This window comes from Kitasatospora sp. cg17-2, from assembly GCF_054031055.1.
Map to the genome: position 1 here is coordinate 4096369 of NZ_CM132923.1, position 25953 is coordinate 4122321.

The following is a 25953-nucleotide window of genomic DNA, read 5'->3' on the forward strand; positions in this document are numbered from 1 at the left end:
GGGGCGCCGTCCGGTCGGACCCGGGGGGCTGAGCCGATCGGCGGAACCGGGTAGCCTGGTCGGCCAGGTCCTGATACGCGCGATCCGATCATGTGCGTGCACGCAGGGCTCAAGGGGACCGCGGCGTACCTGCCCCGGCGACCTTTCGTCCGCAGGCACATGGAGGCAGCCCGGTATGGCGACGACCACGGCGTCGAACCCCTCGCTGGCGCAGAAGCTGCGCGGTTTGTCGGGCGAGGCGGTGAAGTTCGGCGTCGTCGGCCTCAGTGGTGTCGTGGTCAACTTCGCCGTCTTCTGGATCTGCATCAACGGCCTGCACCTCGCCTCGCTGCGGTCCAACATCGCCGCGACGCTGATCGCGATCTTCACCAACTACCTGGGCTACCGCTACTGGCTGTACCGGGACCGGGACGCCGCCTCGCGCAAGCGCGAGATCACGCTGTTCCTGCTGTTCAGCGGCGCCGGCATGCTGATCGAGACCGGGGTGCTCGGGTTCTCGGTCTACCTGCTCGGGCTCGACTCGCACTTCGAGCAGCTCGCCGCGAAGGTCGGCGGCCTCGCGCTGGGCACGGTGTTCCGCTTCGTCTCGTACCGGACCTGGGTGTTCACGGCCGTCCCGGAGCCGGTGACCGATACCCCGGCCGTCCAGGACGCCACCGCCGCCCCCGCCGGGGCCGCCGCCGTGGTCGCCCAGGCCGAGCTGCTGCTGGCCGCCGAGCGGGTCCGGCTCGCCAAGGCCGAGTAGAAGCGGCCTCCCCTCGGTTGCCGCCCCCGCCGCGGCAGGAGGAGAGTGGTGACCGAGGGCGAGCGCGGCCGGCGAACGATCGAGGCCCCGGGGGGACCCAGGAGGCTCGCCATGACCTTCGTCCAGATCATCGAATGCCGGACCGACCGGATGGAAGAGCTCAACGGCCTGATGGACCGCTGGGCCGAGAAGACCGAGGGCCGGCGGACCGTCGACCACGCGATGGTCGGCACCGACCGCTCGGACCCCCGGCACGTCGTGGAGATCGTCGAGTTCGCCTCGTACGAGGACGCCATGCGCAACTCGAACCTGCCGGAGACCGACCGGATCTACCGCGAGATGGTGGCGCTCTGCGACGCGCCGCCCACCTTCACCGACCTGGACGTGGTCCGCGACGAGCGGTTCTGACCGCGCCGGACCGTCCGACCACCGGGCCGGGCGCTACCCGTCCCGCCGGCTGCGGCCGAGGAAGAGCGCGAACACCGCCGGCCGCAGCGAGAGCAGCTCCAGCCGCCCGCCGTCCGCCTCCGCGAGGTCGCGGGCGACGGCCAGCCCGATGCCGGTCGAGTTGCGGCCGCTGACCGCGCGCTCGAACACCCGGTTGCCCAGCTCGGGCGGCACTCCGGGGCCCTCGTCCTGCACCTCGACCACCACGGACGTCCCGGACGGCCGGACCCGCAGGGTGACCGTCCCGGCGCCGTGCATCAGCGAGTTCTCGATCAGGGTGGCCAGCACCTGGGCGACCGTGCCGGGGGTGCCGACGGCGGCGGCCCCGCGCAGGCCCTCGACCTGGAGCACCCGCCCGGTGCCGCGCAGCGACGGCCCCCACTCCTCGACCTGCTGCTTGACCACGTCGTCGACGTCGAAGGCCACGGCGGTGGGACTGCGCGGGTCGCGCTGGGTGGTCAGCAGCCGCTGGACGACGTCGGTGAGCCGCTCGACCTGCTGGAGGGCGATGGTGGCCTCCTCCTTGACCGTCTCCGGGTCCTCGGCCAGCGCGGTGATCTCCTCCAGCCGCATGGAGAGCGCGGTGAGCGGGGTGCGCAGCTGGTGCGAGGCGTCGGCGGCGAGCCGGCGCTCGGCGGTGAGCATCCGGGCGATCCGTTCGGCGCTGACGTCGAGCACCTCGGCGACCCGGTCGAGCTCGGGCACGCCGTAGCGGCGGTCGCGCGGGCGCGGGTCGCCGGAGCCGAGCCGCTCGGCGGTCTCGGCGAGGTCGGTGAGCGGCTGGGCGAGCCGTTTGGCCTGCCAGACGGCGAGGGCGACGGCGGCCTGCACGGCGAGCAGCGCGACCACGCCGAGCAGCAGCAGCATGTTGGCGATCTCGTGGTCGACCGCCTCGCGGGACTGCTCGACGGTGACGGTCTCGCCGCTGGCGCCGCGTTCGACCGCCTTGAGCACGTGGTCGCCGTCGGGCCGCTGCCCGCTGGAGACGACCGCCCGGCCGGGGATGTCCACCTCGACGTACTGGCCCTCGGAGACCTGGTTGGCGAACTTGTCGCCGGTGACCGGCTCGTTGGCGGCGAGCCGGTTCTCCACCAGGGCGAGCACCCGGACGGCGGCGGCGTCCACCCGGTCCTGGGCGGAGCTGACGATGGTGCGCTTCTCCACCACCGCCAGGGGGACGCAGAACACCACGACCACCACCAGGACCACGCCCAGCAGCGAGTTGATCATTCGGCGTTTCACGCTGCCGCTCCCGACGGTGGTGGGCGCCCCCGGTCGGGGCGTCCGCTCGGGCTAATTCTTCTCGAAGCGGAAGCCCACCCCGCGCACGGTGGCGATGTAGCGGGGGTTGGCGGCATCGTCGCCGAGCTTCTTGCGCAGCCAGGAGATGTGCATGTCCAGGGTCTTGGTGGAGGTCCACCAGGTGGTGTCCCAGACCTGCCGCATGATCTCCTCGCGGGTGACCACCCGGCCGGCGTCCCGGACCAGCACCCGGAGCAGCTCGAACTCCTTGGCGGAGAGGGTCAGCTCCTCCTCGCCCAGCCAGGCGCGGTGCGACTCGATGTCGATCTTGACGCCGTGCGCGCCGGTGGTGAGCTGGTCGACGTTGCCGCGCCGGAGCAGGGCCCGGACCCGGGCGAGCAGTTCGGCGAGCCGGAACGGCTTGGTGACGTAGTCGTCGGCACCGGCGTCCAGGCCGACCACCGTGTCGACCTCGTCGGCGCGGGCGGTGAGCACCAGGACGGGGCAGCTGCGGCCGTCCGCGCGCAGCCGGCGGCACACCTCGAGACCGTCCATCTCGGGCAGGCCCAGGTCGAGGACGACGAGGTCGACCTCCTCGCCGAGCCCGGCGGCCAGTGCGGACGGGCCGTCCTCACGGACGAGCACCTCGTACCCCTCACGGCGCAGCGCCCGGGCGAGCGGTTCGGAGATCGCGGGGTCGTCCTCGGCGAGCAGCACACAGGTCATGGGCTGATGGTAGTCCGCCGGGGTGCGGCCGTTGCCTCCGTGAGGTAGTTCACAGTGCGTGATCGTTATACGAGGGGTGGTCGAGCCCCAACGGACACGCCCGGGCCGCGTGTTCGGCGAAGATCCTGCGCCTCAAGCTTGAAAGCGAAGGAATATTCGCGGCTCTACCATGGATAACGTGGACTGATCTCTCGCGGACTTTGCCATTTCCATACCTGATGCACGGCTTTTGTCAGCTGATGCCGCCAAATATCGCCACGTAGAGTGGTTTCGTCCACGTCCGCCTCCACCCCCCTTGGCGGACGCTGTCAGGCAAGGAACCACTACACATGGCGTCTACGACCCTGGAGTCCGGCGTTCAGTCGGCCTCTCCCAGCGGCAAGACCTTCCTCGGGCACCCCCGGGGCCTCGCCACGCTCTTCATGACCGAGATGTGGGAGCGCTTCAGCTTCTACGGCATGCGGGCCCTGCTGGTGCTCTACCTGGTCGCCGAGACCAAGAACGGCGGCCTCGGCTACACGGCCGCGCTCGGCGCGGCGATCGTGGGCGTGTACAACGCCATGGTCTACCTCTTCGCCCTGCCCGGCGGCTGGGTCGCGGACCGGTTCTGGGGTCCCCGCAAGACCGTCGCCATCGGCGGCTGCATCATCATGATCGGCCACTTCCTGCTGGCCGTGCCGGCCACCGCGTCGTTCTTCGTCGGCATGGCGTTCATCGCCGTCGGTTCCGGCCTGCTGAAGGCCAACATCTCGACGATGGTCGGCCACCTCTACGACGGGCCGAACGACCCGCGTCGCGACGGTGGCTTCACCGTCTTCTACATGGGCATCAACCTCGGCGCCTTCGCGGCTCCGCTGGTGATCGGCACCGTCGGCCAGAAGGTCGACTGGCACCTCGGCTTCGCCCTCGCCGGCGTCGGCATGGCGCTCGGCCTCCTCCAGTACCTGCTCGGCACCCGCCACCTCAGCCCCAAGAGCAACGTGGTGAGCTCGCCGATCTCGGCGGAGGAGCGGAACAGCGTCCTGCGCAAGGCCGCCCTCTGGGCCGCCGTCGCCGTGGTCTTCTACGCCGTGGTCGCCCTGACCGGCCACTTCACCATCCAGTGGGCGATCTGGCCGCTGTCGATCGCCGGCATCGCGATCCCCACGTACTACTTCGCCCGGATGAAGCGGGACAAGGACCTCAGCGCGGACGAGAAGTCCAAGATGACCGGCTACATCTGGTTCTTCGTGGCCGCCGCGGTCTTCTGGATGATCTACGACCAGTCCAGCTCGACCCTGAGCATCTTCGCCGACGAGAAGACCTCCTCCACGCTGTTCGGCTTCGACTTCCCGACCAGCTGGTTCCAGTCGCTGAACCCGCTCTACATCATGGCGCTGGCCCCGGTCTTCGCCTGGCTGTGGGTGTGGCTCTCCAAGCGCGGCAAGAACCCGAGCACCACCATGAAGTTCGCCTTCGGCCTGGTGATGGTCGGCGCCTCCTTCATGGTCATGATGCTGGCGATGGCCGCCGCCTCCGGCGACACCAAGGTCACCCCGCTCTGGCTGGCCGCGGTCTACCTGGTGCAGACCGTCGGCGAGCTGACCGTCTCCCCCGTCGGCCTCTCCGTCACCACCAAGCTGGCCCCGGCCAAGTACGCCAGCCAGATGATGGGCCTGTGGTTCCTCGCCGTCACCGCGGGCGACTGCGTCGCCTCCGTCTTCCAGCTGGTGCTGGGCGACTCCGTGGTCGGCTCCACCTGGTACTTCGCGGTCCAGGGCGTGATGGCGATCTTCGCCGGCTTCGCCCTGGCGATGTACCGCAAGCGGGTCATCGCCCTGATGGGCGACGTGCACTGACCGGTCCGGGTCGCGCCGCCACCGGCGGACACCGACCCGCACCGTCGCGAACGAAGCCCGGAGGCCGGGCGGTGGTCACCCCACCGCCCGGCCTCCGGGCTTTCCGGGTCAGGCCCCGCGGACCTCGGACGAGTACGAGGCGAGGTAGGACTTGAAGCCGCAGCGCACCGACGAGGTCTGGCCCGGGCCGACCCACGGTCCCCAGTAGGTCGACCGGACCACGGTCTCCCGGCTGCCCATCACCACGTCGCAGGTGATCTTCGCCCGGTGCGCCGCCCCCGACGGCAGTCGACCGGAGCAGGTGGACTCGGCGGTCGGCCGGCCGAGGTTGTCCAGATGCGCCTTGGCACTGCAGCCACCGTCGATCGACGCGGCCGAGGCGCTCGGCGCGGCGACCAGACCCAGCGCCGCGGCAGCGAGGCCGGCCACCGCGAAAGCCTTGAGCTTCATGAATATCTCCATCCCCGAAAAGGGCATGCCGAACAGCCGCGGGAGCCTTCCCGCGAGAATCCGACCGAGCCCGAAAATACTGTGACCCGAGGGGTTCGCCCCCCTCGGCGATTGACACCGTACCGACACGAAGCGTTGTCGACCACCCCGCCGAACAGCGGGTTCACAGCGGACGGAATGCGGTCCAGCACCCCGCCGAACAGCGGGTTCGCACCGCACGGGGCGCCGAGGCATCCATCGACCACCACGCGCCGGAGCCATTTCTGACGACTCGGCAATTCCTCTTCGACGCTTGTTAATTCAAGGACAATCGGCCTCGATGAATATCTCGTCGACGAACCGACACGGATCCGGAACGGCACCCGCGGCGTCCCGTCCGGTTCCCCGTTCCCCGGACATCCCGGCCACCGGCGTGCGATGGTTCCCGCATGCCGCTGCCCCCTTCCACCGACTCGCTCCCCCGCCAGCTCGCCCGCACCGGGCGCCTCACCCTCGGCGCGCCCGCCGCGCCCGCCGTCACCGCCGACGGCCGCACCGTGCTCTTCCTGCGCAGCACCGCCGGTGACGACCCGACCGGGCGGCTCTGGGCCCTCGACACCGACACCGGCGAGGAGCGCCTGATCGCCGACCCGGCCGCCCTCGGAGACACCGACGGCGACCTCCCCGAGGCCGAACGGATCCGCCGCGAACGCGCCCGCGTCCTCGGCCGGGGCATCACCGCGTACGCGACCGACGCCGACGGCCGCACCGCCGCCTTCGCCCTGTCCGGCACCCTGCTGCTCGCCGACACCGCCACCGGCGAGGTCCGCCGGGTCCCCACCGCCACCGAGGTCCACGACCCGCGCCCCGACCCCACCGGCCGCCGGATCGCCTACGTCGGCGGCGGCGCCCTGCGGGTCGTCGGGGCCGACGGCCGGGAGGACCGCGCGCTCGCCGAACCCGAGCACGAGGAGGTCCGCTACGGCCTGCCCGAGCACGTCGCCGCCGAGTCCATGCACCGCCACCGCGCCCACTGGTGGTCCCCCGACGGCACCCGGCTGCTGGTCGCCCGGGTCGACGAGCGCCCGCTGCGCCGCCTCCACCACGCCGACCCCGCCGACCCGGCCCGGCCGCCGCGCACCCACCGCTACCCGCTGGCCGGCACCGACAACGCCGAGGTCACCCTCTGGCTGCTCGACCTCGACGGCGGACGCACCGAGGTCCGCTGGGACCGCGCCGGCTTCGAGTACCTGACCGCCGCCGGCTGGGACGCCCACGGCCCGTACGCCGCCGTGCAGAGCCGCGACCAGCGCACCGTGCTCACCCTGGCGGTCGACCCCGTCGACGGCGCCACCCGTGTCCTGGCCGAACGCCGCGACGAGCACTGGGTCGAACTCCTCCCCGGCCTGCCCGCCCGCACCGCCGCCGGCTCCCTCGTCGACGCCGCCGACCTCGGCGACACCCGCCACCTCACCGTCGACGGCGCCCCCGTCACCCCGCCCGGCCTCCAGCTGCGCGCCGTGCTCGGGACCGACGGCGAGCAGGTGCTGTTCACCGCCTCCGACGAACCGACCGAGACCCACCTCTGGTCGTGGGCCCCGGCCTCGGGCGCCGTCCGGCTCAGCCACGAGCCCGGCACGCACACCGGCGTGCGCCGCGCCGGCACGCTCGTCCGCACCGCCCGCACCCCCGGCGCGCCGACCGGCCGCACCACCGTCCACCGCCCGGACCGGCCCGCCGCGACCCTCGTCTCCCACGCGCAGACGCCCGTCCTCACGGCCCGCCCCGAACTGCTCCGGCTCGGCCCGCGCGAGCTCCGCGCCACGCTCTTCCTCCCTACCGGCCACCGCCCCGGCGACGGCCCCCTGCCCGTCCTGCTCGACCCCTACGGCGGCCCCGCCATGGCCAAGGTCTCCGCCGCCCCGCACTGGTGGGACCTCACCTCCCAGTGGTTCGCCGACCAGGGCTTCGCCGTCCTGGTCGTCGACGGCCGGGGCACCCCCGGGCGCGGCCCGCGCTGGGAGAAGACCGTCTTCGCGGACATCGCGGACCCCGCCCTCGCCGACCAGGTCGACGCCCTGCACGCCGCCGCCGCGCTCCGCCCCGGACTGCTCGACCTCGACCGGGTCGGCATCCGCGGCTGGTCCTTCGGCGGCTTCCTCGCCGCGCTCGCCGTCCTGCGCCGCCCCGACGTGTTCCACGCCGCCGTCGCCGGGGCCGCCCCCACCGACCACCGGCTCTACGACACCCACTGGAAGGAACGCTTCCTCGGCCACCCGGACGAGCACCCCGAGCGCTACGACGCCGCCTCGCTGATCCCCGACGCCCCCGGGCTGCGCCGCCCGCTGCTGCTGGTCCACGGCCTCGCCGACGACAACGTGCTGCCCGCGCACAGCCTGCGGCTCTCCGCCGCCCTGCTCGCCGCCGGCCGCCCGCACGAGTTCCTGCCGATCCCCGGCGCGGGCCACGCACCGGCCGAACCCGGCGTGGCCGAGCACCTGCTGCACCACCAGCTCGACTTCCTGCGGCGGTCGCTGGGACTCGGCTGAGCACGACGGCGGGGCCGGGAGGAACACACCCTCCCGGCCCCGCCCTCCGCCCGAAGGCCCGTCAGACCTCGCGCACACCCGCCCGCCAGACCGCCGCCGTCAGCGGCACCCCCGGCCGGTAGGCCAGGTGCACCGGCGAGGGCGCGTCCAGCAGCTGGAGGTCCGCCCGCGCCCCCACCCGCACCGTGCCGACGTCCGTACGCCGCAGCGCCCGGGCGCCGCCCGCCGTCGCGGCCCAGACCGCCTCGTCCGGCGTCATGCCCATCTCCCGCACCGCCACCGCGATGCAGAACGCCATCGAACTCGTGAAGCTGGAGCCCGGGTTGCAGTCGGTGGACAGCGCCACCACCGCCCCCGCGTCCAGCAGCCGGCGAGCGTCCGGGTAGACCGCCCGGGTGGAGAACTCGGCGCCCGGCAGCAGCGTCGCCACCGTCGACGAGCCCGCCAGCGCGGCCACGTCCTCGTCCGTGAGGTGGGTGCAGTGGTCGGCCGAGGCCGCGCCCAGCTCCACCGCCAGCTGCACACCCGGGCCGTAGGTGAGCTGGTTGGCGTGCACCCGGGGGATCAGCCCCCGCTCGATCCCCGCGGTGAGGATCGCCCGGGCCTGGTCGCCGTCGAAGGCGCCCTTCTCGCAGAACACGTCCACCCAGCGGGCGTACGGCGCGCAGGCGTCCAGCATCGGGCCGGTGACCAGCTCGACGTAGCCCGCCGGGTCGTCCGCGAACTCCGGGGCCACCACGTGCGCGCCCAGGTAGGTGGTCTCCGGCGTGTACGAGGAGGCGATCCGCAGCGCCCGCGACTCGTCCTCCACCGTGAGCCCGTACCCGGACTTGCACTCCACCAGCGTGGTGCCCTGGCGCAGCGCCTCCCGGACCAGCCGGGCCAGGTTGGCGTCCAGCTCGGCGTCGGCGGCGGCCCGGGTGGCGGCCACCGTGGTGCGGATGCCGCCGGCCGAGTAGGACTGCCCGGACATCCGGGCGTTGAACTCGGCGGTGCGGTCGCCGGCGAAGACCAGGTGGGCGTGCGAGTCCACCCAGCCGGGCAGCAGGGCGCGGCCCGCCGCGTCGAACACCTCGTCGGCGGCGGGCGCCCCGGCCGCCGGGCCGACCCAGGCGACGGTGCCGCCGTCGATCACCACGGCCGCGTCGGTGAGCGCGCCGAGCGGCCCGGTCCCGTGCGCGGGGTCGTTGGTGACCAGGGTGCCGATCCCGGTGATCAGGGTGCTCGGCATGGTCGGGCTGCTGCTCGGGGTGCTGTTCGAGCTGCTCACGTCGGAACCTTTCGGGGAGCGGGAACGGGGCGGAGAACGGAAGGGGCGGAAAGCGGGAACGGGGAACGGGAGCGGGGGCGGGCGGTCCGATGCCGCCCGCCCCCGGTCACCCACGGGAAAACGGAGAACTCAGCAGCCGAGCGCGGCGATCGAGGACCGCAGCGCTCCCGGCACGTCCGGCACCAGGGTGTGCGCGCCGTCCTTGACCACGTGCCGGCCGCCGACCACCACGTGCCGGACGTCCGCCGCGGCGGCCGCGAACACCGCGATCTCCGCGCCCAGCCGGGGCGCCGGACCGGCCGTGCGCACCGAGTCCAGCGCGATCACGGTGAAGTCGGCCAGCGAACCGGCCTCGATCCGCCCCGCCTCGGGCCAGCCGAGCGAGGCGTGGCCGTCCTCGGTACCGGCCCGGAGCAGCGCGTTCGCCGTCCAGTGCCCCCGGGTGCGGGTGCGCAGCCGCTCGTCCAGCTCCAGCGCCCTGGCCTCCTCGAACGGGTCGATCACGGCGTGGCTGTCGCTGCCGAGGGTGATCGGGCACCCCCCGGAGGCCAGCTGCCGGGCCGGGCCGATGCCGTCCGCGAGGTCCCGCTCGGTGGTGGGGCACATGCAGACGGTGGTGGAGGAGCCGGTCAGCAGCTCGACGTCCTCCTCGGTGAGGTGGGTCGCGTGCACGACCGAGGTGCGCGGGCCGAGCGCGCCCCGGTCGGCGAGCAACCGGGTCGGGGTGACGCCGTGCGCGGCGAGGCAGGCGTCGTTCTCGGCGGTCTGCTCGGACAGGTGGACGTGCAGCGGGGCCCGGCGCGACGACGCCCAGTCGGCGACGGTGCCGAGCTGCTCGGCGGGCACGGCCCGCACCGAGTGGATGGCGGCGCCGATCCGGGCGTGCTCGCGGGCCTTCAGCAGGTCGGCCCGCTCGGCCCAGGCCTCCGCGTCGCCGTCGCTGAACCGCAGCTGCGGCCTGGTCGGCTCGGTGCCGAAGCCGGAGGACAGGTAGCAGGTGTCGAGCAGGGTGATCCGGATGCCGGCCCGGGCGGCGGCCTCGATCAGCGCCTCGCCCATCGCGTTGGGATCGTCGTACCGGGCCCCGCCGGGCGCGTGGTGCAGGTAGTGGAACTCTCCGACGGCGGTGATCCCGGCGAGCGCCATCTCCGCGTAGGCGGCGGTGGCGAGCGCCAGGTAGCGGTCCGGGTCGAGCGCGCCGGCGAACCGGTACATGGTGTCGCGCCAGGTCCAGAAGGTGCCGGAGCCGACCTGGACGTGGCCGCGCAGCGCCCGGTGGAAGGCGTGCGAGTGCGCGTTCGCCTGGCCCGGCAGCAGCAGGCCCTCCAGCCGGACGGCGCCGGGCGGGCAGGGCCCGCTGTCCGGCTGCACCCGGGCGATCTTGCCGCCGGCCCCGGTGGTGATCAGCACGTCCGGCTCGACCACGGGCCCGTTGGCGTGCGGCAGCCAGGCGTACTGCGCCCAGTAGGTCGTCCGCGCGTCCGCGGCACTGGTCACTGACACGCCAGGTCCTCCAGTACGTCGGCGAGGGCGGCGACGCCGGCCAGGCAGTCGGCCGGCTCGGCGTGCTCCGCCGGGGAGTGCGAGACGCCGCTCGGGTTGCGCACGAACAGCATGGCGGTCGGGACCGCCGAGGCGAGGATCCCGGCGTCGTGTCCCGCGCCGGTGGGCAGCACGGGGACGCCGCCCAGCCGGGCGGCGAGGCGGTCGCGCAGCGGACCGTCGAAGTCCACCACCGGGGTGTAGGACTCGCGGGTCAGCCCGACCTCGACGCCGTCGCGCTCGCCGCGCTCGGCGGCGGCCCGGCCGATCTCCTCGACCAGCGCGGTGAGGGTGGCCTCGTCGGCCGCCCGCGAGTCCAGCCAGCCGCGCACCAGCGAGGCGATCGCGTTGGTGCCGTTGGGCTCCACCGCGACCTTGCCGAAGGTGGCCAGCGCGCCCGCGAGCTTCGCCTTCTTCCGCGCGGCGAGCACGGTGTTGGCGTAGGTCAGCATCGGGTCGCGGCGGTCCTCGATCCGGGTGGTGCCGGCGTGGTTGGCCTCGCCGCGGAAGTCGAACCGCCAGCGGCCGTGCGGCCAGATCGCGCTCGCCACGCCGACCGGGTGCTCCTCGGTCAGGTAGCGGCCCTGCTCGACGTGCAGTTCGACGAAGGCGCCGATCCGGGCCAGCCGGTCACCGTCGGCGCCGATCGCGGTCGGGTCCTGCCCGGCCCGCTCCATCGCGTCGGGCAGCCGGACGCCGTCGGCGTCGCGCAGCTCGTACGCCTGCTCCTTGCCGAGCACCCCGGCGGTGAGCCGGGAGCCGATGCAGGCCACCCCGAACCGGGCGCCCTCCTCGTCGCCGAAGTTGACGATCGCCAGCGGCCGGGTGAGCCCGCTCCCCCGGGCGCGCAGCTCGTCGAGCGCCGCGAAGGAGGAGACCACGCCGAGCGGGCCGTCGAAGGCGCCGCCGTCCGGGACGGAGTCCAGGTGCGAGCCGGTGACCACCGCGTTCTCGCCGGCCGGGTCGCCGAGCCAGGCCCACTGGTTGCCGTTGCGGTCCAGCTCGTAGTGCAGGCCGCGGTCGCGGGCCTGCTGCTCGAACCAGGACCGGCACTCGGCGTCGGCGCTGTTCCAGGCGAAGCGGCGGTAGCCGCCGGACGCGGCGGAGCGGCCCACGGGGAGCAGCTCCGCCCACATCCGTTCGAAGCTCGCGGAGCCCTGGTCGCTCACAGCTCGCCCGTCGAGCCGTGCTCGTTCATCGGGACGCGCACACCGCGCTCGGCGGCGACCTCGTCGGCCCGGTCGTAGCCGGCGTCGACGTGGCGGATGACGCCCATGCCCGGGTCGTTGGTGAGCACCCGGCGGATCTTCTCGCCGGCCAGCGCGGTGCCGTCGGCGACGGTGACCTGGCCGGCGTGGATCGAGCGGCCGATGCCGACGCCGCCGCCGTGGTGGATGGAGACCCAGGACGCGCCGGAGGCGACGTTGACCATGGCGTTGAGCAGCGGCCAGTCGGCGATCGCGTCGGAGCCGTCCAGCATCGCCTCGGTCTCCCGGTAGGGGGAGGCGACGGAGCCGCAGTCCAGGTGGTCGCGGCCGATGACGATCGGGGCGGACAGCTCGCCGGAGGCGACCATGTCGTTGAAGCGCTCGCCGGCCTTGTCCCGCTCGCCGTAGCCGAGCCAGCAGATCCGCGCGGGCAGGCCCTGGAAGTGCACCTTCTCCTGGGCCATCTTGATCCAGCGGTGCAGCGACTCGTTCTCCGGGAAGAGGTCGAGCACGGCCTTGTCGGTCTTGGCGATGTCCTGCGGGTCGCCGGACAGGGCGGCCCAGCGGAACGGGCCCTTGCCCTCGCAGAACAGCGGCCGGATGTACGCGGGGACGAAGCCGGGGAAGGCGAAGGCGCGGTCGTAGCCGGCCAGCTGGGCCTCGCCGCGGATCGAGTTGCCGTAGTCGAAGACCTCGGCGCCGGCGTCCTGGAAGCCGACCATCGCCTCGACGTGCTTGGCCATCGACTCGCGCGAGCGGACGGTGAACTCGGCGGGCTTCTCGGCCGCGTAGGTCGCCATGTCGTCGAAGGAGACGCCGACCGGCAGGTAGCTCAGCGGGTCGTGGGCGCTGGTCTGGTCGGTGACGATGTCGATCGGCGCGTCCATCGCCAGCAGCTGCGGGAACAGCTCGGCGGCGTTGCCCAGCAGGCCGATGGAGAGCGGCTGCCGCTTGTCGCGGGCGGCGGTGGCCAGCTCCAGCGCGTGGGAGAGGTTCTTGGCCTCGACGTCCAGGTAGCGGTGCTCGATCCGGCGGGAGATCCGGGACGGGTCGCAGTCGATACAGATCGCCACGCCGCCGTTCATGGTGACGGCCAGCGGCTGGGCGCCGCCCATGCCGCCGAGGCCGGCGGTGAGGGTGATGGTGCCTTCGAGAGTGCCGTTGAAGCGCTTGTTGGCGACGGCGGCGAAGGTCTCGTAGGTGCCCTGGAGGATGCCCTGGGTGCCGATGTAGATCCAGGACCCGGCGGTCATCTGCCCGTACATGGTGAGCCCGAGGCTCTCCAGGCGGCGGAACTCCTCCCAGTTGGCCCAGTCGCCGACCAGGTTGGAGTTGGCGATCAGCACCCGCGGCGCCCACTCGTGGGTCTGCATGACGCCGACCGGCCGGCCGGACTGGACCAGCATGGTCTCGTCCTGCTTGAGGCCCTCCAGCGTGCGCACCATGGCGTCGAAGGAGCGCCAGTCGCGCGCGGCCTTGCCGGTGCCGCCGTAGACGACCAGCTTCGAGGGGTGCTCGGCCACCTCGGGGTCGAGGTTGTTCATGAGCATCCGCAGGGCGGCCTCCTGCTGCCACCCCTGCGTGGTCAGCCCGGTCCCCCGCGCCGCCCGCACCTCACGCGGCCCACTCGCCTGCTGCACCATGTCACGATCTCCTTGCGGATGAATTCATTCAGGCTCGACTTCACTGAATATATCCAAACATTCAGCCTTCGGCCAGACCTGCGCACATCCGATCAGCGCCCGCGGCAAGCTCGTACCCCCGCTACGCTGAACAGCGGCCAACACCAGCCACTCGGCCCAGCCCCGCCCCACGGAGGCCCGATGAAGGCAGCCCCCGGCAGGCTCCGGGACACCGCCGAGGAGATCGCGCGAACCACCGGTCTGCGCGTGCAGATCATCGGCGGGACCCTGATCGCGGCCCCGCCCCCCTGCGGCAAGCACGCGGGGACCGTCCGCCGGCTGCGGCTCCGGCTCGACCGGCGGCTGCCGGACGGGCTCGCCGGCTACCAGGTCTCGTCCGTGGGCACACCGGAGGACGACGAGGACTACGCGACCCCGGACCTCGTCGTCCTCCCCACCGACTGGGAGCGGAGCGACGAGTGGCTCGCCGACCCCCACGACGTGGCACTCGCGGTGGAGGTGGCCTCCAGGACCGAACGGGCGAGCGGCACCACTCCCGGGGCCGACTGGTACGGCGCCGCGGGGCGTCGCCGCTCTGCTGGCCGTCGACCCCCGCAAGGGCATCTGGACGTACTTCACCCACCCGCGCGACGGGGCCTACCGGGGCGTGCTGAGCGGCAGGCACGGGGAGCCGGTGCCGCTCACCGCGCCGTTCACGGGTGAACTGCCGACCGTGGACCTGCCGTTGTACACGCCCCGGCGTTGACCGGTCGTCAGGCCGCCGCGTCGCCGTCCCAGTCGATGCCGATCTCGGCGAGCCAGCGGCGGTCGGCGTCGTCGGGGACGTCGGCGGACCGGGCGCCGGACGGCGTGGGCGGCACCGGGGTACGGGGTGGGCGGGGGATCTCCTGGACGGGGCCGAGGCCGTACTGCTCGGCGGCCGCGGCGGCTCGGGCGTCGGGTTCGATGACGCCGACGTGGACGACGGATTCGTCGCCCGGGTCGAGGACGGTGAGTTCGGGATCGGGCAGACGGCGCAGGGTGACGCGGCGTCCGCAGGTCGGGCAGGACCACTCGTCGGCTCCGGAGGCGAGCCGGCCGACGAACTTCATCTCGTGGATCACACGCATGGGCGGCACCCCCTGACCGGAATGATGCCCGCCCTGGGCGGATCGCCAACCTGCGGGTACGGTCGCCGGGGCGGCGTTCCGGGCCGCGGGGACGAACGGGGAGGGCCGGCATGGACCGCGAGTGGGGCATCGAGGAGAGCATCGGCGTGGCCGCCACGCCGACGGAGGTCTACCGCGCCGTCAGCACCGTCCGGCGGACCGGCGAGTGGAGCCCCGAGTGCCGGGCGGTGTGGGCCCGGCGGGGACCGCTGCGGACCGGCGACCGGTTCGTCGGCTTCAACCGGCGCGGCCTGTTCGTCTGGTTCACCACCTGCCGGGTGACGACGGCCCGCCCCGGCAGCGAGTTCGCGTTCCGGGTGGACGCCCTCGGGCTGCCGATCGCCGAGTGGGGCTACCGCTTCGCGCCGGACGGCGAGGGCGGCACGAACCTCACCGAGTACTGGCGGGACCTGCGGACCGGCCGGAGCGCGCCGGTCGCCGAGCTGCTCGGCAAGGTCTTCAGCGGCGTCGCCCCCGAGCGGCGGGCCGCGCACAACCGGGCCGGCATGCGGGCGACCCTGCGGCGGATCCGGCAGACCCTGGAAGCCTGACGCGCGACGGATCACCCGGGCGGGCTACTCCAGGAACAGCCCCCGGGCCGCCGCCGACTGCTCGATGGCCTCCAGCCGCGCCTCGGCGCCCGGGAGCTCGTCGCACATGGTCTGCAGCAGCACCCGGCCGAGCATCATCGGCGCGCAGGCGGTGTCGAAGACCAGCCCGGTGCCGACGGCGGCCGGCAGCATCAGGTCGGAGAGCTTGGCGACCGGCGCGAAGACGCTGTCGGCCACGGTGACGACGGTCAGCCCACACTCCCGCGCCACCGCCAGCGCGTCCATCAGCTCGCGCGGGTAGCGCGGCAGGGCGAAGCAGAGCAGCACGCTCGCGCCCGCGGCGGCGGCCTGCTCCAGCCGGTCGGCGAGCATGCTGCCGCCCTCGTCCAGCAGCCGGATGTCGGGGTGCACCTTGGCGGCGAAGTACGCGAAGCCGCGCGCCTGCGCGGAGGCGGCCCGCAGGCCGAGCACCGGCAGCGGGCGGGAGGCGGCGAGCAGCCGGGCGGCGCGGGCGATCGGCTCGGGGTCGGCGAGCAGCTCGGCCAGGTGGCGCAGGTGCTCGATCTCGGCGAGCACGGCCTGCTGGTGCTCGTTGCGGACGGCGTCGGCCGGGGTCTCGGGGGCGGCGGCCTCGCCGGCGCCGAGTTCGCGCAGCTGCTTGCGCAGCGCCGGGTAGCCGTCGTAGCCGAGGGCCACCGCGAAGCGGGTCACCGAGGGCTGGCTGACGCCGGCGAGTTCGGCGACCTCGACGCTGGAGAGGAACGGCGCCTCGGTGGCGTGCCGGACCAGCGAGTGCGCGATCCGCCGCTGGGTGGGGGTGAGCCGGTGCCCCTCGAAGAGCTGGAGCAGCCGGGCGGAGGGACCGACCGTGCCGGCGTCGTCGGTGGCGGTCATGGCGGTACCTCCGGATGCGAGCTGTTCGGACGACTGTGCAGCAGCGGACGGCCGCTGGCAAAGACGTCTCGCCCGACGGGACATCGGGCGAGACCTCCCGGAGCGGTCCCCGGGCGGGCACCGAGGGGGTTCGGACCGTCTCGGGGTGACCCTGATATCCCCCTGAGACCGCCCTGAATCCCCGTCGGACCGATGGACCGGCGACCTCCGGAGGGAGGAAGCTGATGCCCATGGACACACGTCAGGACGATCTGCGGCGCGATCTGGACGCCACGCTGCAGGCCCGCAAGGAGCTCGGCCCGGAGTACGAGTCGGAACTCGTCGACTCCTTCCTCGCCCGGATCGACGCCCGTCTCGACGCCCGGGTGGAGCGCCGGGTGGCCGAGCGGCTGGGCCCGGCCGACGGCTACGGCCCGGCCGAGGGGTACGGCCGTCCGGGGTACGGACCGCGCCGCTTCGGCCGCCGTTCGGGCACCAAGCTCCCGATCGTCTCGCTGGTGCTCGGCATCCCGCTGTCGGCGATCGCCGCCGAGAACGGCGGCTTCTGGGGCCTGCTGGTCTGCTGGGGCGGCATCGTCGGCGTCAACGTCTCGTCCGCGCTCGCCGAGCGGATCCAGGAGCAGCGCGGCACGACGGCCCCGAAGAGCGACTGGGACCGGTGACCGGCGGCCTGTCCGGCCACCGGTCACCCGTCCCACCCGTTGGGTGCGGCGCGGAGGTCAGGCCAGCGGGCCGGTGACCCGCTCGACGGCCCGCACCAGCTCGCCCGAGGCGACCAGCGCGGCGGCGGCCTCCAGGTCCGGCGAGAGGAAGCGGTCGCGACCGGCGCCGCCGACCCCGGCGGCCCGGGCGGCGGCCATCGCCGCGGCCGTGGCCGGCGCCGGCTCGGCGCCCGTTCCGGCCTGCTGGCGGATCTCCAGCGCCCGGGCGGCGGCGGTGAGCTCGACGGCCAGGACGCGGCCGAGGTTCTCCACGGACTGGCGCAGCTTGCGCGCGGCGGACCAGCCCATCGAGACGTGGTCCTCCTGCATGGCCGAGGAGGGGATCGAGTCGACCGAGGCGGGCACCGCGAGCCGCTTGTTCTCGCTGACCAGCGCGGCCTGGGTGTACTGGGCGATCATCAGGCCGGAGTCCACGCCCGGGTCGTCGGCCAGGAAGGCCGGCAGGCCGTGCGAGCGGGCCTTGTCGAGCAGCCGGTCGGTGCGGCGCTCGGAGATCGAGCCGAGGTCGGCGGCGGCGATGGCGAGGAAGTCCAGCACGTAGGCGACCGGGGCGCCGTGGAAGTTGCCGTTGGACTCGACCCGGCCGTCGGGCAGCACCACCGGGTTGTCGACCGAGGCGGCCAGCTCCCGGGAGGCGACCAGCTGGGCGTGGGCGAGGGTGTCGCGGCCGGCGCCGGCGACCTGCGGGGCGCAGCGGATCGAGTAGGCGTCCTGGACCCGCGGCGCGTCGTCCTGGTGGTGGCCGGTGAGGCCGGAGCCCTGGAGCACGGCCAGCATGTTGGCGGCGGCGGCGGCCTGGCCGGGGTGCGGGCGGATCGGGGCGTGCAGCTCGGGGGCGAGCACCTTGTCGCTGCCGAGCAGGGCCTCCAGGCTCATGGCGGCGGTGATGTCGGCGGTGGTGAACAGCCGCTGCAGGTCCGCGATGGCCATGACCAGCATGCCGAGCATGCCGTCGGTGCCGTTGATGAGGGCGAGGCCCTCCTTCTCCAGCAGCTCGACCGGCTCGATGCCGGCGGCGGCGAGCAGCTCGCCGGCGGGCTTCTCGACACCGTCGGGGCCGGTGGCCACGCCCTCGCCCATGAGGACGAGCGCGCAGTGCGACAGCGGCGCGAGGTCGCCGGAGCAGCCGAGCGAGCCGAACTCGCGGACCACCGGGGTGATGCCCGCGTTGAGGAGCGCGGCCATGGTCTGCGCGACCAGCGGGCGGACGCCGGTGCGGCCGCTGGCGAGGGTCTTCATGCGCAGGAACATCAGCGCGCGGACGACCTCGCGCTCGACCACGGGGCCCATCCCGGCGGCGTGCGAGCGCACCAGCGAGCGCTGCAGCTGGGCGCGCAGCTCGGGGCTGATGTGCCGGACGGCGAGGGCGCCGAAGCCGGTCGAGACGCCGTAGACGGGGCGCGGTTCGGCGGCGAGGGCGTCGATCCGGGCGCGCGCGGTCGCCATCTCGGCGATCGCGTCGGGGCCGATCTCGACCCGGGCGTTGCCCCGGGCGACGGCCAGCACGTCCTCGGCGCCGACGTCGGCCTTGCCGACCTGGACGAGCGGCGCGTGGGCGGCCGCAGCACTGTGCATATCCATATGCATCATCTCAGCAGGTGAATGGAGATATGACAACCATCTCGGCCCAGTCGAAACGCCCGGGACCGGACCGGCCGGTCACCAGGATTTTCGAATACCCGGGCCGGTGCCGCACGCTGTGGGGAGGCGGACGGCGCAACGCCGGGCGCGGCGGACACGAAGGCGGGCGGGACGATGACGCGGGCGACGGCACGGCGGCGGGTGCTCCGGCTGCGCGGGGACGGGCGCGACTTCCGGCCCGACGCGCTGGCCGCCGAGGAGCCGCTGGAGATCCGGCTCGGCGGCGAACCGCTCACCGTCACCATGCGCACCCCCGGCCAGGACTTCGACCTGGTGGCGGGCTTCCTGGTCGGCGAGGGCCTGGTCGCCTCCGGCGAGGAGCTGGCGGCGCTGCGCTACTGCGCCGGCACCGACGCGGACGGCGCCAACACCTACAACGTGGTGGACGCGACGCTGCGCGACAGCGGCCGCCCGCTGCCGCTCTCCGCCCACCGCAACCTGCTCACCACCAGCGCCTGCGGACTGTGCGGCCGCGACACCGTGGACGCCGTGCGCACCCACGTCCGGCACCCGGTCGGCGAGGACCCGCTGAGCGTCCCGCCCGCGCTGCTCTACGCGCTGCCGGACCGGCTGCGCGCCGTCCAGCGCACCTTCGAGTCCACCGGGGGCCTGCACGCGGCGGGCCTGTTCGACGGCCGGACCGGCGAACTGCTGTGCGCCCGCGAGGACGTCGGCCGGCACAACGCGGTGGACAAGGTGGTCGGCTGGGCGCTGCGGGAGAGCCTGCTGCCGCTGACCGGCCATGTGCTCCTGGTCAGCGGCCGGGCCTCGTTCGAACTGACCCAGAAGGCGGCGCTGGCCGGGGTGCCGCTGCTGGCCGCGGTCTCGGCGCCGTCCTCGCTGGCCGTGGACCTCGCCGAGGAGCTGGGCCTGACCCTGGTCGGCTTCCTCCGCGGCGAGGGCGCCAACGTCTACACCCGCCCCGACCGGATCGCCTGAGCCGCCCCCGCCCGCCCCGTCCCGGCTCACTTCAGCTCGGCCTCGACCAGGTCCGCCGCCCGGGCCGTGCCGCCCTCGGCCCGGGCCGAGGCGCGCTCCGCCGCGAGCCGCCCGGCCACCGCCGGGTCCCCGGTCAGCTCCAGCAGCGCGGAGCGCAGCGCCCCGGCGGTCGCGTCCTCGGTGTCCAGCCGCCGGGCCACCCCCAGCGCCACCAGTGAGTCCGCGTTGGCGAACTGGTCGACGGCCTGCGGCACCGCGATCATCGGCACGCCGTGGAAGAGGCCCTCGCTCGCGCCGCCGGTGCCGGCGTGGGTGACGAAGGCGTCCGCCTGCGCCAGCACGTCGAACTGCGGCACCCAGCGGTGCACCTCGACATTGGCCGGCACCTCGCCCAGCGCGGCCCGGTCGGTGTGGCGGCCGATCTGCAGCACGACGTGCCAGCCGGGCAGGCCGCCGAAGGCCTCCACGCAGGCCCGGTAGAAGGCCGGCCGGTCGGTGAACGCCGAGCCGAGCGAGACCAGCAGCACCTTGTCCGCCCCCGCGGGCCGCTGCCAGCCGCCCTGCCGCGAGCGGTCGCCGAAGCACTGGCCGACGAAGGTGATCCGGTCGGTGTCGACCCGGTCCGCGCAGGGCTGCAGGGCCCGCGGGATCAGCGCCAGCGCGCGGTCCGGCCGGTTCTTGAAGCGCTCGACGTCCCGCTCGACGTCCTGGACGGCGACGCCGTTGTCGGCCAGCCAGTCGCCGAACCGCCGGTAGTGCTCGGGGCCGCCGGGGCCGGTGCGGAGCGCCTCGAACATGGGCGCCATGTCCTCCTCGAAGCCCTCCCAGCCGACCATCGTGGGCGACAGCTGCACCGCCGGCACGCCGTGCCCCTCGGCCACCGCCCGGGCGGCGAAGGCACCGATGTCGTACAGCACGAGGTCGGGCCGGTCCTCGGCGAAGAGCTTCCGCAGCACCGGGGTCATCGCGAGGGCGTCGTCGAGGAAGACGTCCTGGACCGCGACCGGGTCCTCCGGCCACCCCGCGGGGTCGCCGTCGAGCGGCAGCGCGGTGTCGTACGGGACGTGCGTGGCGCCGGTGGACGCGACCGTGTCGGCGAAGGACGGCGCGTTGACGTAGCTCACCCGGTGGCCGCGGGCGACGAGCTCGGCGATCAGGGCGAGGCTGGGGTTGACGTGGCCGTGGGCCGGGATGGAAACCATGGCGACATGGGCGGAGCGGGTCATCTCGGTGGTCCTCTCGAAAGGCTGCGGCTCGGGACTCTCCGTCGAGACGAGACGGTTCGTCTCGCTGACGTGCCACCAGCATGCACCGGCGGACCCGAACTGTCAAGACGATACGGACCGTCTCGTTGTCTCGGTAGAATGGCGCCCATGACCGGACCGCAGACCGCCCCCGACCCGAGCCGCCGCAACGAGCAGAGCCGCGCGGCCATCCTCACCGCCGCCGCCGAGCTCGTCGCCGAACTCGGCCTCGGCAAGCTCACCATCGAGAAGATCGCCGCCCGCGCCGGCGTCGGCAAGCAGACCATCTACCGCTGGTGGCCCTCCAAGGGCGCCGTCGTCTTCGACGCTTTCCTCGCCGCCAGCGAGAACCCCTCCGGCAGCCTCGCCCTGCCCGACACCGGCGACCTCGGCGAGGACCTGCGGACCGTCCTGCGGCTCACCGCCCTCGAACTCGCCGACCCCGCCTTCGACCGGACCGGCCGCGCCCTCACCGCCGAGGTGCTCACCGACCCCGCCCTGCTGCGCGACTACCGCGAACGCCTCCTCGACCCGCTGCTGGCCGTCACCCGCGAACGGCTGCGGACCGCCCGCGAGGCCGGACAGCTGCGCGCGGACGCGGACCTCGACCTCGCGGTCGAACTCCTCTACGGCCCGCTGTACTACCGCTGGCTGCACGGCCTCGGCCCGCTCGACCCCGGCTACGCCGACCAGGTCGTCGCGGCCGTCCTGGGCGCGCTCGGCCCCGCCCGGGACTGAGCGCGTCCGGGACCGGTCCCGGGCTCAGGACCGGTTGCGGCGGCGCAGCATCAGCACCACGACGACGATCACCACGATCACCACCAGCACCACGGCGATGCCGATCACCAGTCCGATGATCTTGCCGAGGCCCTTCTTCTTCTTTTTCTTCGACTTGTCCTTGGACGCGGCCAGCTGCGCGGTGTCGTGGCGCTCCGCCGCCGCCCCGACCCGCACGGCGCCCTGGCCCGCCGCCGCCGTCCCCGCCCCGGCACCCTCCACCGAGACCGCCGGAGCCACCGGGGCAGCCGGGGCGGCCTGGGCGGCCGAAACCGCCGAAACCGCCGGAGCCGCCGAGGCCGCCGGCGCGGCCGCCAGCGCCGTCCCGCCGAAGGCGAGCACCGCGGAGAGCACCAGGCCCGTCACCCGAGCACGCACAGGAATCAACCCCCGTCATCGATCCGGCGCGACCCCGACGGCCCGCCGACCGCCGACACCATCCCACGGCCGCCCGGCCCCGCCCACCCCCACGACCGGACCGCGACCCGCTCGGAACCAACCGGTCACCGAAGCACCACACTCCCCCGGTCCCCCGGGCCCCGCGCCGGTCCCGGCACCGTCCAGGCACCGGTCCAGGCACCCGTCCCCGGGTCAGCCTCCGGGCGGGGAGGCGGGGCCGGCGAGGGCGACCGCGACCAGGGCGCGGAGGGCGGCGGCGACCTGGCCGAGCGGGAGGGTCGCGTCGTCGGCGAAGAGTTCGAGGAGCCAGCCGCCCGCCGGGTTCTGGCCGCCGGCCGCGACCATGCCCCGGTAGCCGGAGACCACCAGCATGGCCTCCTCCGCCGGGTCGTTGCCCGCCGCCCCGGCGCGCAGCGCGAAGGCGCCGCCGCGCACGGCGGTCCGGGTCAGCGGGTAGTGGCGGAGGTCGAACACGGCGTCCGGGGCCTCGATCTGGGCGCGCTGGGTCTCCGCCCGGGTGCTGCTCGGCCCGCTGGTCATCCGGTAGACGGCGTGCCGCGCGGTGTGCATCAGCTGCGACCCGGGCGGCACGTAGGAGATCCACCAGCCGACCGCGTCCAGCAGCCGGGCCGTGGTCTCGGCGACGACGGCGAGCTTGCCCATGGTGTCGGCCGGGTGGACGGCGCGGGAGGTGCCCTGCCGGTCGAGCGCGGCGAGCACCGCGGTGAGCAGCTGCCCGGGGTCGGCGCTGTGCGCGGCGCCGCGGAACCGCCGGCGGTCGCCGGTACCGGCCCGGCCGCCGGCCCGGGGGCGTCCGTCGGTGCGGTACTGCGGGTCGGCGGCGTCCGCGAGCAGCACCGTCGGGTCGGGGGCGAAGCCGGGCCCGTGGCTGCGGCCGGCGACCACCGGGTGCGCGGCGCGGGCGGCCTTGGCCCGGTACTGGGCGGCGTCGGCGAGCCGGAAGAGCCGGTCGGGGGTGGTGACCGGGCCGATGGAGTCCCCGGTGGAGGCGACCCCGCAGGCGACGCCCTCGCCGTCGGCCAGGGCCAGCGCCCGCGCGCACAGCTCCTCGGCGACGGCGACCACCTCGTCGGCCTTGCGGCCCTCGACGAGCAGGCAGAACTCGTCGCCGCCGAGCCGGGCCGCGAGGCTCCCGGGGAGTTTCGCGGCGGCCAGGGACAGCTGGTGGGCGAAGCGCTCCAGCAGCCGGTCGCCCACCTCGTGCCCGAGCTGGTCGTTGACCCGCTTGAGGCCGTTGACGTCGCAGACCACCAGGGACACCACGGTGTTGTCCCGGTTGTGGGCGGCCAACGCGCTCTCCAGCCGGGCGTCCACCGCGCGCCGGTTGGCGAGGCCGGTGAGCGGGTCGGAGAAGGCGAGCTTGCGCAGGTCGGCGAGGCGCTCGGTCTGGGCGAGACCGGCCGAGATCTGGGCGGCGAGCAGGGTCGCGTAGTCGGCGTCGGCCTCGGTGAACTCCGCCGACCCGGCGGTCCGGGCCAGGTAGAGCTCGCCCCAGGCCTGCCCGTGCAGCACGATCGGCGCGACCACGCAGCAGGCCCGGCCGCGCCGGCGCAGCGCGGCGGCGCGTTCCTGGCAGTACGCGCCGGCGGTCGGGTGGGCGTGTCCGGCGTGCGGCTGGGAGTTGTCGGCGGTCTGCACCCAGGCGCGCGGCAGCCGGCCGGTGGTCCAGCGCTCCTCCAGGTACGTGACGATCTCGGGGAAGTCGGCGACCGGGTAGGACTCGTCCTCGGGCAGCTCCTCCTCCCCGGGGGAGAGCTCGCCGTGGTTGACCAGGACCCGCAGCCGGCCGGACTCGCGGTCCCAGACCGAGACGGCGGCCATCGCGGCACCGAGCGCCCCGGTGGCGCGGGCGGCGGCGGCCCGGACGGCCTCCAGCGGGGTGAGCGCCCCCGCCATGTCCTGGGCGAGCTCCACCACGGCCGCCAACCGCGCGTCGGTGCCCGCACCGCCGACGGGGGCGCGCGGCACCCCGGGGGCGGGGGCCGCCGGCGCGGCCGCCGCCGGCTGCCGCGTCCGGTCGCAGTCGCGGTCCGTCATGATCGCCTCACTGCTCACCGGCTCGCCTCGCTCCCTGTGCCCGGTCCTCCTGGTGGTCGGCGGACGACCGCCGTGCCCGCACCGTCCGTACCGGCGCGGCCACCGAAGGCTCCCGAAGGTCCTACCCGTCCGACATCGGTTACCCGCCCGACGGTTCGCTACTCCGGCCGCCCGACCGGAGCGCCTGCACCAAGACTATGGCGGTTTCGTTCGGTTATGCCCCGTTTGGGAGTCGGGATTCACCGGACCGGGCGGCCTTCAACCGTTCGGCGTGGCGCGACGGCCCGCCGGTCGGACGGCGGCGGGGCGGCACGGAGGGGCGGCGCCCGGCGACGGGCGGCAACGGGGGCGGCACCGGAACCGGTGGCGGGCTGTGACGGGGGCCGGGCCCGAAGGGCGACGGGGCGGCGCCGAGCTGCCGCCGAACGGATGCCGGACGGATGCCGGACGACTGCCGCCGGACGGCCTTCGGGCCCGCCACGGCCTCGCGCCGGTCGCCGCGCGCTACTCGCCGTGCGGCCGCCGGGAGAGCAGCCACGGCTCGACCAGCCCGAGCCCCCGCACCGGGCGGCGCCACATCGGCTGCAGGTTGAACCGGTGCCCCGCCTCCGGCAGCGGCCCGTGCTGCCCGGTGGGCGGCAGCCCCGCCGCCACCGACAGGGCGTCGGCCAGCCCGGACCCGTCCTCCCCGGCCGGCGCGACACTGCCGTACTGCTCCAGCGCGGCCGCGAACTCGCCGTCGATCAGGACCGCGTCCTTGGGCGCGATCGAGGTGAGCCGGCTGGCCAGGTTCACCGTGGTGCCGAACACGTCGCCCATCCGCGAGGTGACCGTGCCGAAGGCCATCCCGACCCGCAGGGCGGGGATGGTGTCGTCCTCGGCCAGCGCCTCGATCAGGCTGAGCGCGATCCCGGCCGCGACCACCGGGTCCTCGGAGACGAAGAGGATCTCGTCGCCGAGCGTCTTGATCACCCGGCCGCCGCGGCCGACGATCAGGTCGGAACAGGTGTTCTCGAAGGTCTCGACCAGCTCGCCGAGCTCCTCCTCCTCCAGCCGCCGGGACAGCCGGGTGAAACCGACCAGGTCGGCGAAGCAGACCGCGAGCCGGCCGCTGGTGATCTCGTTGTCCTCGGCGGCCTGCACCACCCGGCCGGTGACGGCGGCCAGCTGCCGCCGCCAGACGTACACCAGGAACTGCTCCAGCTCCGGCAGCAGCAGCTCGACCAGCGGGTAGGCGACATCGGCCCGGGTGAGACCGGGCTCGACGGACTGGGTGAGGTTCTCCAGGAAGGTGTCCATCTGCCAGCCCGCGAGCCGGGCCGTGGTCTGCCCGGTGGACCGGGCCACCTGGATCGCCATCGACTCGCTCAGCAGGCCCGACTCGACCAGGCCCGCCAGCCGGCGCAGCGCGATCACGTCGCCGTCGGTCAGCGCCCGGGACTGGCCGATGTCCGGGAAGCCCATCGCCCGCCAGAAGCGGGTGGCCAGCTCCATCGGGACGTCGGCGGCCCGCGCGGCCTGGTAGGGGGTGTAGCGGCGTGGCGCGTCCAGGATCAGGCGTTCGAGGTCGAGGGCGACGGTCTGGTCGTCGGAGCCCGTCGGGCCTCCGTTGCCGTCGGCGCCGTTGCCACCGCCGTTGCTGCCGTCCTCTGCCACCGGTCCGTCCCCGTGCGGTCGCCGCACTCGCCTCGTGTCGTGCCAGTGCGGGCCGGCCGCCCCCGTTCGGGCAGTGGCGCGCCTCACACTGCTGCCAGGTGGAATGTTCGCACGGAATCGCGCGATCCGGGGCATCCGCCCGAGTCAAGGGGAGGTAAGGAGAGGCACGGTGACCCGCCCGGCGCACGACGCGCGACCCGCCCGGCGCGGGGTCCGGAACGGGGCTCCGGCCCGCGCCGCCGTCGCCGCCCCGCACCGCGCCGCCCGGGCGGCCCGAGCGGCCCC

21 protein-coding genes and 2 pseudogenes are annotated in these 25953 nt (G+C 74.3%); 9 read left to right on the plus strand and 14 right to left on the minus strand.

Translation table 11 applies throughout. The features are described from left to right. Nucleotides 1–175 precede the first annotated feature (175 nt). Complete coding sequence (locus tag ACW14Y_RS16945) at nucleotides 176–745, plus strand: GtrA family protein (RefSeq protein WP_456987457.1); 570 nt, start codon at nucleotides 176–178, stop codon at nucleotides 743–745. 111 nt (nucleotides 746–856) lie between these two features. Further along, nucleotides 857–1147 (plus strand): annotated as a pseudogene (locus ACW14Y_RS16950) (ester cyclase); the annotation flags it as partial. A 39-nt stretch (nucleotides 1148–1186) separates the two neighbouring features. On the opposite strand, the gene ACW14Y_RS16955 reads toward ACW14Y_RS16950, so the two are convergent. Beyond that, nucleotides 1187–2434, minus strand: a complete 1248-nt coding sequence (locus ACW14Y_RS16955) for an ATP-binding protein (RefSeq protein WP_380308409.1) — start codon at nucleotides 2432–2434, stop codon at nucleotides 1187–1189. 51 nt (nucleotides 2435–2485) lie between these two features. Then, the gene (locus ACW14Y_RS16960) at nucleotides 2486–3160 is read right to left on the minus strand and encodes a response regulator transcription factor (RefSeq protein ID WP_030300686.1); all 675 of its coding nucleotides are present in this window, start codon (nucleotides 3158–3160) and stop codon (nucleotides 2486–2488) included. 329 nt (nucleotides 3161–3489) lie between these two features. Here ACW14Y_RS16960 and ACW14Y_RS16965 point away from each other — a divergent pair, with 329 nt between their 5' ends. After that, a complete protein-coding gene (locus tag ACW14Y_RS16965) occupies nucleotides 3490–4998 on the plus strand; it encodes a peptide MFS transporter (RefSeq protein ID WP_380308411.1) in 1509 nt (502 codons plus the stop codon). A gap of 108 nt (nucleotides 4999–5106) precedes the next feature. On the opposite strand, the gene ACW14Y_RS16970 is transcribed toward ACW14Y_RS16965, so the two are convergent. Then, nucleotides 5107–5448: a hypothetical protein gene (locus tag ACW14Y_RS16970; protein ID WP_360011212.1), complete on the minus strand. Its 342-nt coding sequence runs from the start codon at nucleotides 5446–5448 to the stop codon at nucleotides 5107–5109. A 428-nt stretch (nucleotides 5449–5876) separates the two neighbouring features. On the opposite strand from ACW14Y_RS16970, the gene ACW14Y_RS16975 reads away from it, so the two are divergent. Then, on the plus strand, nucleotides 5877–7976 hold the full coding sequence (locus ACW14Y_RS16975; protein ID WP_456987461.1) for a prolyl oligopeptidase family serine peptidase: 2100 nt from the start codon (nucleotides 5877–5879) through the stop codon (nucleotides 7974–7976). 61 nt (nucleotides 7977–8037) lie between these two features. On the opposite strand, the gene hutI is transcribed toward ACW14Y_RS16975, so the two are convergent. The 4 genes from hutI to hutU form a co-directional block, all read right to left on the minus strand. Beyond that, complete coding sequence (gene hutI / locus ACW14Y_RS16980) at nucleotides 8038–9207, minus strand: imidazolonepropionase (protein ID WP_045938116.1); 1170 nt, start codon at nucleotides 9205–9207, stop codon at nucleotides 8038–8040. A gap of 168 nt (nucleotides 9208–9375) precedes the next feature. Next, nucleotides 9376–10749: a formimidoylglutamate deiminase gene (locus ACW14Y_RS16985; protein WP_380309147.1), complete on the minus strand. Its 1374-nt coding sequence runs from the start codon at nucleotides 10747–10749 to the stop codon at nucleotides 9376–9378. Further along, complete coding sequence (locus ACW14Y_RS16990) at nucleotides 10740–11924, minus strand: allantoate amidohydrolase (protein WP_340636199.1); 1185 nt, start codon at nucleotides 11922–11924, stop codon at nucleotides 10740–10742. Before ACW14Y_RS16990 ends, ACW14Y_RS16985 begins: the two co-directional genes overlap by 10 nt. A 29-nt stretch (nucleotides 11925–11953) precedes the next feature. Further along, complete coding sequence (gene hutU, locus ACW14Y_RS16995) at nucleotides 11954–13639, minus strand: urocanate hydratase (protein WP_266311448.1); 1686 nt, start codon at nucleotides 13637–13639, stop codon at nucleotides 11954–11956. 180 nt (nucleotides 13640–13819) lie between these two features. Here hutU and ACW14Y_RS17000 point away from each other — a divergent pair, with 180 nt between their 5' ends. Then, on the plus strand, nucleotides 13820–14341 hold the full coding sequence (locus ACW14Y_RS17000; protein WP_456987464.1) for a Uma2 family endonuclease: 522 nt from the start codon (nucleotides 13820–13822) through the stop codon (nucleotides 14339–14341). A 50-nt stretch (nucleotides 14342–14391) separates the two neighbouring features. Here ACW14Y_RS17000 and ACW14Y_RS17005 read toward each other — a convergent pair whose 3' ends face one another. Continuing rightward, on the minus strand, nucleotides 14392–14748 hold the full coding sequence (locus ACW14Y_RS17005) for a hypothetical protein (RefSeq protein WP_380383989.1): 357 nt from the start codon (nucleotides 14746–14748) through the stop codon (nucleotides 14392–14394). A gap of 110 nt (nucleotides 14749–14858) precedes the next feature. On the opposite strand from ACW14Y_RS17005, the gene ACW14Y_RS17010 reads away from it, so the two are divergent. Continuing rightward, nucleotides 14859–15338 (plus strand): SRPBCC family protein, encoded by a 480-nt coding sequence (locus tag ACW14Y_RS17010; RefSeq protein WP_340636171.1) that lies wholly within the window; start codon nucleotides 14859–14861, stop codon nucleotides 15336–15338. Nucleotides 15339–15362: 24 nt separating this feature from the next. Here the strand turns inward: ACW14Y_RS17010 and ACW14Y_RS17015 are convergent, their stop codons facing one another. After that, the gene (locus ACW14Y_RS17015; protein ID WP_030393442.1) at nucleotides 15363–16232 is read right to left on the minus strand and encodes a MurR/RpiR family transcriptional regulator; all 870 of its coding nucleotides are present in this window, start codon (nucleotides 16230–16232) and stop codon (nucleotides 15363–15365) included. A gap of 230 nt (nucleotides 16233–16462) precedes the next feature. Here ACW14Y_RS17015 and ACW14Y_RS17020 point away from each other — a divergent pair, with 230 nt between their 5' ends. Beyond that, nucleotides 16463–16894, plus strand: coding sequence for a hypothetical protein (locus tag ACW14Y_RS17020; protein WP_456987467.1), 432 nt, complete (start codon nucleotides 16463–16465; stop codon nucleotides 16892–16894). 57 nt (nucleotides 16895–16951) lie between these two features. Here ACW14Y_RS17020 and hutH read toward each other — a convergent pair whose 3' ends face one another. Further along, nucleotides 16952–18535, minus strand: coding sequence for a histidine ammonia-lyase (gene hutH, locus ACW14Y_RS17025; RefSeq protein WP_380309157.1), 1584 nt, complete (start codon nucleotides 18533–18535; stop codon nucleotides 16952–16954). Between the two features lie 174 nt (nucleotides 18536–18709). Here hutH and fdhD point away from each other — a divergent pair, with 174 nt between their 5' ends. Next, on the plus strand, nucleotides 18710–19534 hold the full coding sequence (gene fdhD, locus ACW14Y_RS17030; protein ID WP_456987469.1) for a formate dehydrogenase accessory sulfurtransferase FdhD: 825 nt from the start codon (nucleotides 18710–18712) through the stop codon (nucleotides 19532–19534). A 26-nt stretch (nucleotides 19535–19560) separates the two neighbouring features. On the opposite strand, the gene ACW14Y_RS17035 is transcribed toward fdhD, so the two are convergent. After that, the gene (locus ACW14Y_RS17035) at nucleotides 19561–20760 is read right to left on the minus strand and encodes a macrolide family glycosyltransferase (protein WP_456987471.1); all 1200 of its coding nucleotides are present in this window, start codon (nucleotides 20758–20760) and stop codon (nucleotides 19561–19563) included. Nucleotides 20761–20907: 147 nt separating this feature from the next. On the opposite strand from ACW14Y_RS17035, the gene ACW14Y_RS17040 reads away from it, so the two are divergent. Continuing rightward, on the plus strand, nucleotides 20908–21516 hold the full coding sequence (locus ACW14Y_RS17040) for a TetR/AcrR family transcriptional regulator (RefSeq protein ID WP_380309162.1): 609 nt from the start codon (nucleotides 20908–20910) through the stop codon (nucleotides 21514–21516). A 24-nt stretch (nucleotides 21517–21540) separates the two neighbouring features. On the opposite strand, the gene ACW14Y_RS17045 is transcribed toward ACW14Y_RS17040, so the two are convergent. The 3 genes and pseudogenes from ACW14Y_RS17045 to ACW14Y_RS17055 all read right to left on the minus strand — a co-directional run bounded on the left by ACW14Y_RS17045 (nucleotide 21541) and on the right by ACW14Y_RS17055 (nucleotide 25803). After that, on the minus strand, nucleotides 21541–21933 hold the full coding sequence (locus ACW14Y_RS17045) for a hypothetical protein (protein WP_456987474.1): 393 nt from the start codon (nucleotides 21931–21933) through the stop codon (nucleotides 21541–21543). 801 nt (nucleotides 21934–22734) lie between these two features. Further along, a pseudogene (locus tag ACW14Y_RS17050) lies at nucleotides 22735–23871 on the minus strand (diguanylate cyclase domain-containing protein); the annotation flags it as partial. 645 nt (nucleotides 23872–24516) lie between these two features. Beyond that, nucleotides 24517–25803 (minus strand): adenylate/guanylate cyclase domain-containing protein, encoded by a 1287-nt coding sequence (locus tag ACW14Y_RS17055; RefSeq protein ID WP_380309165.1) that lies wholly within the window; start codon nucleotides 25801–25803, stop codon nucleotides 24517–24519. Between the last annotated feature and the right edge of the window lie 150 nt (nucleotides 25804–25953).